This window comes from Geomonas edaphica (genome assembly GCF_004917075.1).
GTDB classification, from domain to species: Bacteria; Desulfobacterota; Desulfuromonadia; order Geobacterales; family Geobacteraceae; genus Geomonas; species Geomonas edaphica.
The window spans coordinates 459,292-469,929 of record NZ_SSYB01000004.1 but is presented as its reverse complement, the minus strand read 5'-3'; the positions used below and the strand labels follow the sequence as shown (position 1 = coordinate 469,929).

The window sequence follows — 10,638 nt, the reverse complement described above, 5'->3', positions numbered from 1 at the left end:
CCTTAACTTCTGCGGTTTAGCTGACGATATCGGTCTGCATTGAACCCGGATTGGCCGGGGTACTGTTACGACGGCGGAGGCGGGCGCGCCCCTCGTGTCGTCGGACGTGTTTCCTGCCGTTTCGCATCACACACGCTGCCCGGCGTGAAAAGAAAGGAGAAAGATGTGAGCTTTTTCAAAAACATGAAGATCGGTAAGAAGCTGTACCTCGTCTTTTCCATCATAATCGTACTTGTCGCCACCCTGGTCGCCGTGGCTTACATCAACCTCGCCTCGCTCGGCAAGGCTAACAGGATGAACGTCCACACCTACCAGGTGACCGAACAGGTGGCGAACATACTGACCGCACTGGTCAACATAGAAACCGGCGAGCGAGGCTTCGCCCTCACCGGTGAGGACAAGTTTCTCGAGCCGCTGAACGCCGGCAAGACCGACTTCTCCAGGGCATGGGAGGAGGCGAAGCGGCTCACCGCGGACAACCCGAAGCAGCAGGAGCGCTTGACGAAACTGTTCCAGTCCAAGGAGGACTGGCTCAAGGTCGACGTGGAGCCGCTCATCGCCCTCAGACGGCAGGCGGGCAGCGGGACCGGCATGGAGCAGGTGGTGCGGACGGTGCAGCAGGCCAAGGGAAAACAATTTATGGACGCGATGCGCGTGGTCATCGCCGACATGCAGAAGGAGGAGATGTCGCTCCTTGGCGTGCGCATGAAGGATGCCGAGGCGCTCGAGGCGAGGACCAAGGCGATCCTCGTAGGCGGTGGCATCCTGTGTGCCGTGCTCGCCTTCGTCTTTGCCACCATGGTCGCGAACGCCATTACCAGGCCGCTCGGCAGGGCGCTCGATGCGGCCAACAAGATCGCGGCGGGGAACCTGAACGTGAACCTCGATGCGGAATCCGAGGATGAGTCCGGTCAACTGCTCGCCGCGCTCAAGGGGATGACGGAGCGCATCCAGGCGCTCGTCGACGACGCAAAAACCCTTTCCCACGCGGCAGTGGAAGGAAAGCTTGCGACGCGCGCTGACGCAGGGCGTCACGAGGGGGACTTCCGGCGCATCGTCGAAGGCGTGAACCAGACCCTCGACGCGGTGATCGGCCCGCTGCAGGTGGCCGCCGACTACGTAGACCGCATCGCCAAGGGGGACATGCCCGCGCCGATAAGGGAGGAGTACCGCGGCGACTTCAACCAGATCAAGGAAAACCTGAACCAGTTGATCGCCGCCATCTCCGCGATCACGAGTGCGGCGAAGGAGGTGGCCGGCGGCAACCTCACCGTCCAGCTCGAGGAGCGCTCGGCGAACGACGAGTTGATGCGTTCCCTCTCCAGCATGGTGTCCAAGCTTTCCGCGGTGGTCACCGACGTGAAGGAGGCGGCCAACAACGTGGCGGCCGGCAGCCAGCAGATGTCATCCGGTTCGCAGCAGCTCTCCCAGGGAGCGAGCGAACAGGCTGCCGCAGCGGAGCAGGCCTCTTCCTCCATGGAGGAGATGTCCTCCAACATCAGGCAGAACGCGGACAACGCCATGCAGACCGAAAAGATCGCCGTGAAGTCCGCCCAGGACGCCCAGGAAGGTGGCAAGGCGGTGGCGCAAACGGTGCAGGCGATGAAGGACATCGCCGGGAAGATCTCCATCATCGAGGAGATCGCGCGGCAGACGAACCTTTTGGCGCTGAACGCTGCGATAGAGGCGGCCCGCGCCGGTGAGCACGGCAAGGGGTTTGCCGTGGTAGCAAGCGAGGTGAGAAAGCTCGCCGAGCGCTCGCAGAAGGCGGCGGCCGAGATCTCGGAGCTCTCCTCGACAAGCGTAGAGGTGGCCGAGACTGCTGGACAGATGCTGGACCGCATGCTCCCGGATATCCAGCGCACCGCGGAACTTGTGCAGGAGATCTCTGCCGCCTGCAAGGAGCAGGACAGTGGTGCGACCCAGATCAACAAGGCGATCCAGCAGCTCGACCAGGTGATCCAGCAGAACGCCTCGGCGAGCGAGCAGATGTCCGCGACGGCGGAGGAACTCTCCTCGCAGTCGGAACAGCTGCAGGCGACCATCGGTTACTTCAACATAGGGCAGGAGCGCGGCGCGAAGACGGCACCGGTAAGGTTTAAGGAGCCGCAGCCCGAAGCGCGGCCGGCGCGCAAGGAAGCCCCCATGAAGGCGAAGGGGGGGAGGAACAAGCTCACCCAGTCCGGCCCGGTGACCGGTGCCGAGATCAATCTGAACGATCTCGACGAGCAGTTCGAGACCTTCTAGCGGTACGGATAGCAGGCAGGCACCGGTGGAAACGATAAGGCCCGACGGCAAATGCTGTCGGGCCTTTTTTTGCCAAGGGCTGGCCGGAACGCCTGCCCGTATTAACCTTTGACTCCGGCGTAGGGATCGGGGGGGGACGCATCCCGCGATGGAGCGGAGAGGGGGGTGCGATCCTTCACCCGGAACACCTCGATGGCGGCTTTCCCCTCCAGGGGGCAGACGTTCTCGCAGATGCCGCAGCCGTTGCAGAGTTCGTCGACTACGTAGGGCTGTTGCACGGTGACCGGTTTGCCGTCGAAACCGGTGAGGGTGACCGCTTCGGAGCGGATCGCCTTGCCGGGGACGGGGCAGTGCTCCTCGCAGACGATGCAGTCGGTTCTTTTCGCGAAGGGGAGGCAGTGGTTCTTGTCGAAGACCGCCTTGCCGATCACCTCGCGCCGCTTCTCCTCGGGCTGGAGGTCCGGGATGGCGCCGCTTGGGCAGACCTGGCCGCAGAGGGTGCAGTTGTACTCGCAGTAGCCAAGGCGCGGGATTACAAGCGGCGTGTAGAGCGCCTCCGGTCCGGCCTGCAGGAAGGCGGGGTAGAGGGCGCTTCTCAGGCAGACCTTCATGCACTCGCCGCAGCGCACGCACTTTTTGAGAAACACCTCCTCGTCGCGCACCCCCGGGGGACGCAAAAGCTTCGCCTGGGCCTCGGGCGCGCGAAAGCGGAAGCTTTTGGCAAGCACGACGCCACCGAGGATACCACCCAGAAAGACGCGGCGCCCCGCGGAGGCGGGGAAGTCAAGGCGGGGACGGCCGAAGCGGAAGCGGATGCGCCGCGCGGGGCACCTCGCCTCGCACTCCATGCAGAGGATGCATTCCTCGCTCTGCAAAAGTTCCCGGTCGAAGGAGGTGGGACAATGTTCCCGGCAGGCACGGCAATCGGGACAGAGCTTCTCCGGGACGCGGCGCAAGGGGCCCAGGCGGGCGACGAGCCCGAGCAGCGTCCCGAGGGGACAAAGCCTGCGGCACCAGGCGCGGGTCTCGTAACGCTCGAGGAAGAGGATCAGGAAGAAGAGGAGCGCGGAAAAAAAGGCGAGCGGGTAGAGCGTCTCGCGGAAGGGGATGAGGTAGTCGCGCACGAGCCGGTAGCCCGGGTCGAGGAGGTCGCGCCGCTCGCCTATGACACCGTAGAGCGAGCGCCAGACGCCGCGCACCGCGTCGCCGGCGAGCGGGTGGAAAAAGAAGGTGAGGGCGCGCAGCAAAAGCGCTATGGGGTCGAGGAGCCCGGCCAGGTTCACCCCGAAGAGCGAGGCGAAAAGAAGCGGGAAGAGGAGCCAGTACTTGGCGCCGCCGGTGAGCGGGGGGAGCGCGCCCGCTTTTTTGATCCTGCCGGTGACGAGGTCGAGGAGGGTACCCAGGGGGCAGATCCAGCCGCAGAAAAACCTGCCGAGGAAAAGGGCGAGGAAAAGGACCACGAGGCCTGGCAAGAGCAGCGGCACGTACCCCTTGACCGCCAGCATGGTGCTAGCGGCGACGAGCGGGTCGGCGCGGAAGAAGCCGTTCACCGCGGCGACGATCCGGTCGCTGCCCTGGTACTCGGTCATCAGGAAGAGCACGAGGAAGAGGGCGAGGAAGCAAAGCTGTGCTATGCGCGCGGAGGTCGTCTTTCTCACGCGCGCACGATCCTCATCCTGTCGAGGCGCATCTCGCCCAGGCCGCGCTGGTAGGCGGTGCGGGTGACGGCGATGTCGGCGGGCTTCAGGCCGAAGAGGGTGGTGGCGTAGGCGTCGGCGGCGACCATGTCGGTGGAGGCGATGATCTGGTTCAGGACCTTCACGTCGGCGAGGCTTCCCCCCTGCGGCCCGTGGGCGACGAGGATCCGGGTGGCGTCGATAACGGTGAGCTGGGGGCGGAAGACGGCGTTCACGTCGGCCAGCGCCTGGTCCAGGTTGCGGTGGATGGCGCCGCGGTTGCCGCCCATTATCCCCATGACGTTCTTCATGCCGAGGGTGAGCCGGCTCAGGCCGTGGTGCTTGGCGACCGGGACGTTGATGTAGACATCGGCGGAGAGCGCTTCGCCGTACAGTTCGGCATCCTTAAGCACCTTGCCGTTCAAGGCGACCTTCTTGAAGCGTTCTTCCTCGATCTGTTTCACCTCGACGTTTCGCATCCCCTTGAGCGTCGCCTCGATGCCGCTCGAGGTGTAGCAGCGGCGGGGGTCGTTGCAGGTCCGGTCGAACACCTTCACCCGCTTCGCCCCCGCCTTCAGGCACTCCTCAACGAGCGCCTTCACCACGGCCGGGTTGGTGGTGGCGGCGTACTCGGGGGTGCGGTCCCAGCCGATGTTTGGCTTTACCACCACGGTCTGCCCGGGCTTCACGAAACGCTGCATCCCCCCCAGCGCCGCAAGCGCCTTGCGGGTCGTCGCGGCGTGGTCGCCCCCCTGGGCCACCGCGACGGTCGCCCCCTGAGCGGCGAAGAGCTCCTTAAGCCAGCCGTGCAGGAAAAGAGAAGAGAGCCCCAGGACCTTCAGGAATTTCCGTCTTTCCACGTTCCCCTCCTTGATCAGTGGCGGTGCGTCGGTGACGCCAGGTCTCATTATAGGAGTGGGGGGCGTCAATACAAGCGAAGTCCCAGCGAATTTGTCTTGACCCGTCTACCGCTTCACGGTTTAGTATCCTCCACTGTCATGGCCATGACCGACCAAAACATAAAAGGAGCGACATTATGAGCAAGGTAACGGTAGACGAGTGGACCGCCCGGTTCCGGGCCATCGGGCTGGACGACGCGGCCATGGAGAAGTGGCATCGCCTCTTCGAGAGTGAGAACCCCGAGGGGCACCAGAGCTTCCTCGAGTGGCTGGGGCTTCCCCCGGAGCGGATTGCGGCGATTCGCGCACACCACGCTTAAACCGCCGGCCCCGGGCGCCCGGGGCCGCTTTTTTCAAGGAGCAGGCATGTACCGCATCAGCCAGCTGGCCAAGAGGTTCGGGCTTTCCCGGAGCACGCTTTTGTACTACGACCAGGAGGGGCTTCTTTGCCCGAGCGCAAGGAGCGAGGCGGGTTACCGCCTCTACTCGGAGCGCGACCTGGACCGACTCGCCGCCATCGCCTCGTTCCGCAAGGCCGGGCTTTCCGTCGAGGAGATCCGCGCCATCCTCGCCGCCCCGGAAAAGGGGGAACAGTCGGTCTTGAAACGTCGGCTCGCGGCGGTCGGAGAGGAGATCACGGCGCTCAAGGCCCAGCAGAGCCTGCTTGCCCGCATGCTCCGGGTCCAGTCGGGGGAGGCGCTCCCGGAGAGCATGGACAAGGCGACCTGGGTCGCCATGCTGCGCGCGGCCGGCATGGACGACAGGGCCATGGAGACCTGGCACGCCGAATTCGAGCGCCGCGCGCCCCAGGCGCACCACGCCTTCCTCCTCTCGCTCGGCATCGCCGAACAAGAGGCGCTGACCATACGGAGGCTCTCGCAGTCGGCCTGGGCCGGTGCGGAGGGGGGAGACCCCGACTGAAAAAAGGGGAACAGTTTGTCCACGCCCGCGTTGAATTCTTCGGCAATGTGATTAGAATGTGCTAACTGTTGTGCCGACATTCCAACCACAAAGGAGAAGCCGATGAAGACATCCGAAATGTTCGCCGCCCACCCGAGAAAACTCACCATGGACGTCACCGCCGTCACCGAGTGCGTGAGCTCCCTCGTCGAGTGTGCCGACGTCTGCACCTGCTGCGCCGATGCGTGCCTGGGCGAGGCGACGGTGCAAAACCTCACCAAGTGCATCCGCCTGAACCTCGACTGCGCCGACATCTGCCAGGCCACCGCGCGTGTCCTGTCCCGCCAGACCGAAGCCGTCCCCCAGCTTTTGAGGACGCAGCTTGAGAGCTGCGCCGTCGCCTGCCGCCTCTGCATGCAGGAATGCGAGGTGCACTCGGAAATGCACCAGCACTGCCGCATCTGCCGCTCGTCCTGCCAAAGCTGCGAAAAGATCTGCCAGGACCTGATCTCCCGCCTCTCCGAAGGTACCAGGACCACCTTCCTCTGACATGCCTCGGGGCGGCGCGAGCCGCCCCTTCCGGTACGTTTCTTGAGAGAGGAGGTGGCCGATGATGAAGCTTGCCTGTAACGTCGCCGCGTACCGCCCCGATCCAGGGATGCTGGCGGCAAGGTTCGAGGCCCGGCATGCCGAGACACTCCTGGCCGAGGCGGAACGGCTCCTGGAGCGCTGCGTCGCGGACTTCAGGGAGTACTCCGCGCTGGACCGGGCCTGGCAGGAACTGAGCCACGACCTGTCCATCCTGGAAAAGGAGCTCGAGCTCGACCGGCAACGGGGCGAGGCGATGGAGCCGCAAGAGCGGGAAGTCGCCGCCCAGGAGGAGCCGGTCCCTCCCCGGGAGGAGACGCAGGAACACGCGCGGGGCGGGGAGGCGGAAGCGGCGCCGCCGGCGGAGGAGGAAGCGGAGAGGGAAGTGGAGCCGGAACTTGAGCGAGCCGAGGTGACCGGCATGATCGGGCTGCGCGGCGAGTCGATCCGGCGCAGGAAGGAGCTTGCCGGTCCGGGCGGCCCCCTGGCCATGAACGAACAGCGCGACCTCGTGCTGAAAAGGCTCTGCCGGGACTACGAGGCGGCGCTGGACAGGATCGCGGTGGCCGAGGAGGGGCTCATGCGCATCTACGGCCACGACGCCCCGTCGCCGCTTGGTTCCTGGGCGGAGACGCTCGGGGCGTCCATTGCGAGCTGCACGGTCTGGACGCGCGATGCCCTGGAGTGGATCGCCTGCTATCAGGCTAGGGAGCAGGCCTTCACCCGCGCCTTCTCAGTGCGTGCCCTGATGAACCGCAACGCGTGGGGACAGCTGCGGCACGCGCGTGACAGTTTCGCCGTGCGCGTGCAGGTGCCACCGGAGCTTTTTCAGGGGCTTGAGAACTGCCGTTTTCGCGGGGTGAGCGCGTCGCTGCTGGGGGAGGCGGGGGCGGTCCCCTGGTCCGCCCTGGTGCGGCTTCCGGAGCGGGGGGGGTACGTGAGGCGCGGGGAGCGCGTGGAGGTGGACCAGAGGGGACTTCCGCCGGTGCTCCTCGGACGGGTGGAGAACCGCCGTTCGGTGCGGCGCTCCGAGTTCTGCGGCATGGTGACCCACGAGAACGCGAGCCCGGTGGGGAAGGGGGCAAATGACGGGCTCTGGTCCGTCGAGCTTTTCCGGCCGGTGGGCGCGGTGAGCGAGCAGTTTGCTCTAGTGGAGGATCTGGTGGTGGAGGTGAAGGTCTGCGGCGTGCCGCAGGTAGGCGGGGAGTAACAGGCGGGCCGGCCGAGGCCGGTCACAAGGGGGAGACTCATGGGAGAGATGCGGTTGACCAGCCCGGCCTTCAAGGACAACGGGCGCATTCCGGCCAGGTACACCTGCGATGGTGACAACATCAATCCGGAACTCCGGATAGAGCACGTGCCGGACGGCACCAAGTCGTTGGCCCTGGTCATGGAAGACCCGGACGCCCCGAATGGGCTCTGGGTGCACTGGATCCTTTGGAACATGGGGCCCAGGACCACCGACCTCGTGGAACAGGCGGAGCCGCGCGAGGTGGTGATCGGCAAGAACAGCTGGGGACACAACCGGTACGGCGGGCCCTGCCCCCCCTCCAGCACCCATCGCTATATCTTCCGGTTGTACGCGCTCGACACGACGCTCGAGCTGGCGGGAACGGCGAGCAAGGGGCAACTGGACGTGGCGATGCAGGACCATGTCATCGAGGAGGCGGTGCTGACGGGACTCTACGGTGGTGGGTAGCAAACAGGGAGTGGGAAACGCGGCGTCCGGTATCCTTGCCGGACGCTTTTTTTTACAGCCGGGCCACTTCGGTCACGTACTGGGCAAGGGAGCGGTCCGTGTTCTGGATGTGCGCCACCAACCAGTCCTTGAGAAAGACGAGAACGTCGATGGCAACGAAAGATTCGCCCGCCTCAAAACGGTCCCTGAAGTTATGGATGGACTTGATGAAGGTGCGGTGGGCGGCGGTGTGAGCCTTCGCTGCCGGATAGCGCGCCTCGTGCATCAGGGCTTCCTCGGTACCGAAGTGGTACTGGGTGTAGTCCAGAAGTTCCACCACTATGTCATGAAGTTCATGGGTGTGGTCGTGCTGCATGAGCGCGTTGTAGCAGCGGTTCAGGATCTCCACCAGTTTTTCGTGATCGGCGTCGATCCGCTGCACTCCCAGGATCAGAGTTTTGTCCCATTCAACCAGCGTCATTAGTCGCTCCAGCTCATTAGTGGGGCTGCTTTCCATCCTTATCGGCGCGCTGCGCCGGAACTGAAATTTACCCCTATTTGAAGGCGATCACATCGAGCCGGCCGTAATCCCCGCGCTGCGCCTTCATGGTGCGCCGCTCGAAGGCGATCTCCCTCCTCTTCTGCTCCTCAAGATCTTCCTGTGTGCCGGTGGCGCCGACCCTGGAGAGTGCCTGTTGCAGCACGAAGCCTCCGGCCAGAAGCGAGGCGAGGGCGAACTTGCGCTTGGCGAGAAGCCCGACGGCGCCGGCTAAAAGCAGGTATGCGGGAGGGTTAAGCACGAAGTCGAGCAGGACATGCGCCCCGAGCCTCATGTTCAGGCGCCGCAGTTGCGGGTCGAGGTTTTCTCTTTGGTCCTCGCGGTAGTTAAGTGGCCGCTCGGCCCATTCGGTCAGTCTTTCGCCCATGACTCCCTCCTTGCCCGGAATTGGCAACGACAAGTATCTTAGCAGCACCCGCACTTTCATCAATACGACGGGTTCATTTTGTACAGTGCGGCGCACCTTGACTTGGATCCGGTGGTGGATAGAGTAAGACGTTATTAATTTGCGGGAGTCCGGGAGGTCGGCAGTGGCTATTGATGTTTCCCGCGAAGCGCTCGAGGCAGACCTCGGCAGCGGGGTGAGTCTCATCGATCCGCTGCGCAACCATCGCTGGGACCGGTTCGTTCACGCCCATCCCTACGGCTGGATCACGCACCTCTCCGGCTGGAAACGGGTGCTGGACAACAACTTTTCGCACATGTGCGGCTATTACCTGGCGCTTACCGCCCCTGGCGGCGTCATCAAGGCGGCACTCCCGATCTATGCGGTGCGGAGCTGGCTGACCGGCCGGCGCCTGGTAAGCATCCCGTTTGCCACCCTCTGCGATCCGCTGGTGTCGGAGCCGTCCGAGATGGAGATCCTGTGCGACGCGGTGCTGCGACTTGCCGAGCACCTCGAGATCCACCGCATCGAGATCAGGACGGCGCAGGCGCCACACCTGCTCGATCCGGAGAGGTTCCGCACCGACTGCGGTCTGAAACACCACTTCATCAAGCTCTCCCGCGATCCCGAGGAGGTCCGGATGCGCTTCCACAGAAGCTGCGTGCGGCAGCGTATCCTTCGCGCGGAGCGATCGGGGCTGAATATAATACGGGGAAGGCGCGAGACGGACCTGATGGACTTCTATCTTCTGCACCGGGGCATGAGGAGGAAAAAGGGGCTTCCCCCACAGCCGTACGCCTTGGTGAAATCGCTGTGGCAGACCTTCTCCGGACAGGGGCTCGCGGAGCTCCTGCTCTGCCGCAAGGGGCCCGAGACTATCGCCGGGGTGCTGCTTTTCAACTACAAAGGACGTGTCTCCATCGAATACTCCGCTATGAACACGGACCACATCAACTGCAGCCCCCTGCATTTCCTGCTCTGGAACATCATCAAGGACGCCTGCCGCGCCGGGTACCAGCGGTTCGATTTCGGACAGACCAAGGAGCAGAACAAAAGCCTGATGGACTTCAAGTCCCACTGGGGGACCGAGATCCTGGATCTTCCCCACTTCCTCTACCCCATCGACTCGGAGCTCCCCTGCCCGATATACGACCGGTCACTGGCGAGGAAGGCGTTGCATTACCTTTGCAACAAGGCGCCGGATACGGCGCTTGCCTATCTGGGGGAGTTCTGCTACCGCCACATGGGGTAGCGCGGCCTCCCCGGGTGAAGCGCTCCGGCGGCCGGTGTCGGCACCTTCGGGTGTCGCCTGAGACCGGCCTGCCAGGAGGTGGTAGATAACAGTAGCAGTGGTTCAGGGGCCATCCTAAGGGGATGGAAGGAGGAAGTCATGGCCGAGGTGAAAAGGATCCAGATTCAGGAGGCGCGCAGGAAGGTGCAGGACGGGGAGGCCCTCTTCGTCTGCGCCTACGACAGCGAGGAGATGTGCGGCGGGATTCGCCTGGAGAAGGCGCTGACCATGGGAGAGCTCAACGCGAGGCTCCCGGAGGTCCCGAAGGAGAAAGAGATCATCTTCTACTGCAACTGACCGCAGGAACACACGTCTGCCGGTCGGGCAGCGGAGTTCCAGGAGATGGGGTTCTCCAAGGTGTCGGCGCTCAAGGGTGGCGTGAACGCCTGGAAGGAGGCGGGGTTCCGGTAGAAAT

General features: G+C 64.3%; 12 protein-coding genes. 8 read left to right on the top strand and 4 right to left on the bottom strand.

All coding sequences use genetic code 11. From position 1 onward, the window contains the following. Positions 1 to 165: 165 nt before the first annotated feature. Entirely contained in the window at positions 166 to 2,247 is a 2,082-nt protein-coding gene (locus E8K79_RS12890) for a methyl-accepting chemotaxis protein (protein WP_136515091.1), read from the top strand. Between the two features lie 101 nt (positions 2,248 to 2,348). Here E8K79_RS12890 and E8K79_RS12885 read toward each other — a convergent pair whose 3' ends face one another. Together E8K79_RS12885 and E8K79_RS12880 are read right to left on the bottom strand one after the other, a co-directional pair. Then, the gene (locus E8K79_RS12885; RefSeq protein WP_136515090.1) at positions 2,349 to 3,905 is read right to left on the bottom strand and encodes a 4Fe-4S binding protein; all 1,557 of its coding nucleotides are present in this window, start codon (positions 3,903 to 3,905) and stop codon (positions 2,349 to 2,351) included. Continuing rightward, positions 3,902 to 4,783 (bottom strand): DUF362 domain-containing protein, encoded by an 882-nt coding sequence (locus E8K79_RS12880; RefSeq protein ID WP_136515089.1) that lies wholly within the window; start codon positions 4,781 to 4,783, stop codon positions 3,902 to 3,904. The genes E8K79_RS12885 and E8K79_RS12880 overlap by 4 nt, the downstream gene beginning before the upstream one ends. Before the next feature lie 173 nt (positions 4,784 to 4,956). On the opposite strand from E8K79_RS12880, the gene E8K79_RS12875 reads away from it, so the two are divergent. The 5 genes from E8K79_RS12875 (at position 4,957) to E8K79_RS12855 (ending at position 8,009) form a co-directional block, all read left to right on the top strand. Next, positions 4,957 to 5,142: a MerR family transcriptional regulator gene (locus tag E8K79_RS12875; RefSeq protein ID WP_135869167.1), complete on the top strand. Its 186-nt coding sequence runs from the start codon at positions 4,957 to 4,959 to the stop codon at positions 5,140 to 5,142. Positions 5,143 to 5,188: 46 nt separating this feature from the next. Beyond that, entirely contained in the window at positions 5,189 to 5,743 is a 555-nt protein-coding gene (locus tag E8K79_RS12870) for a MerR family transcriptional regulator (protein WP_136515088.1), read from the top strand. Between the two features lie 102 nt (positions 5,744 to 5,845). Beyond that, positions 5,846 to 6,271: a four-helix bundle copper-binding protein gene (locus tag E8K79_RS12865; protein ID WP_136515087.1), complete on the top strand. Its 426-nt coding sequence runs from the start codon at positions 5,846 to 5,848 to the stop codon at positions 6,269 to 6,271. Between the two features lie 61 nt (positions 6,272 to 6,332). Then, complete coding sequence (locus E8K79_RS12860; protein ID WP_136515086.1) at positions 6,333 to 7,520, top strand: hypothetical protein; 1,188 nt, start codon at positions 6,333 to 6,335, stop codon at positions 7,518 to 7,520. 39 nt (positions 7,521 to 7,559) lie between these two features. Beyond that, the gene (locus tag E8K79_RS12855; protein ID WP_136515085.1) at positions 7,560 to 8,009 is read left to right on the top strand and encodes a YbhB/YbcL family Raf kinase inhibitor-like protein; all 450 of its coding nucleotides are present in this window, start codon (positions 7,560 to 7,562) and stop codon (positions 8,007 to 8,009) included. 52 nt (positions 8,010 to 8,061) lie between these two features. Here E8K79_RS12855 and E8K79_RS12850 read toward each other — a convergent pair whose 3' ends face one another. Both E8K79_RS12850 and E8K79_RS12845 read right to left on the bottom strand, forming a co-directional pair. Then, positions 8,062 to 8,469, bottom strand: coding sequence for a bacteriohemerythrin (locus E8K79_RS12850; RefSeq protein ID WP_136515084.1), 408 nt, complete (start codon positions 8,467 to 8,469; stop codon positions 8,062 to 8,064). Positions 8,470 to 8,542: 73 nt separating this feature from the next. After that, positions 8,543 to 8,914, bottom strand: coding sequence for a hypothetical protein (locus E8K79_RS12845; RefSeq protein ID WP_136515083.1), 372 nt, complete (start codon positions 8,912 to 8,914; stop codon positions 8,543 to 8,545). Between the two features lie 163 nt (positions 8,915 to 9,077). Between E8K79_RS12845 and E8K79_RS12840 the strand changes: the two genes are divergently transcribed. After that, positions 9,078 to 10,184 (top strand): lipid II:glycine glycyltransferase FemX, encoded by a 1,107-nt coding sequence (locus E8K79_RS12840; RefSeq protein ID WP_136515082.1) that lies wholly within the window; start codon positions 9,078 to 9,080, stop codon positions 10,182 to 10,184. Positions 10,185 to 10,322: 138 nt separating this feature from the next. Beyond that, on the top strand, positions 10,323 to 10,520 hold the full coding sequence (locus E8K79_RS12835) for a rhodanese-like domain-containing protein (protein ID WP_135869175.1): 198 nt from the start codon (positions 10,323 to 10,325) through the stop codon (positions 10,518 to 10,520). Positions 10,521 to 10,638 lie beyond the last annotated feature (118 nt).

Coding starts and splice junctions, on each gene's coding strand:
- E8K79_RS12870 (WP_136515088.1), top strand. CDS start 5,189: ATGTACCGCATCAGCCAGCTGGCCAAGAGGTTCGGGCTTTCCCGGAGC.
- E8K79_RS12865 (WP_136515087.1), top strand. CDS start 5,846: ATGAAGACATCCGAAATGTTCGCCGCCCACCCGAGAAAACTCACCATG.
- E8K79_RS12860 (WP_136515086.1), top strand. CDS start 6,333: ATGATGAAGCTTGCCTGTAACGTCGCCGCGTACCGCCCCGATCCAGGG.
- E8K79_RS12855 (WP_136515085.1), top strand. CDS start 7,560: ATGGGAGAGATGCGGTTGACCAGCCCGGCCTTCAAGGACAACGGGCGC.
- E8K79_RS12850 (WP_136515084.1), bottom strand. CDS start 8,469: ATGACGCTGGTTGAATGGGACAAAACTCTGATCCTGGGAGTGCAGCGG.
- E8K79_RS12845 (WP_136515083.1), bottom strand. CDS start 8,914: ATGGGCGAAAGACTGACCGAATGGGCCGAGCGGCCACTTAACTACCGC.
- E8K79_RS12835 (WP_135869175.1), top strand. CDS start 10,323: ATGGCCGAGGTGAAAAGGATCCAGATTCAGGAGGCGCGCAGGAAGGTG.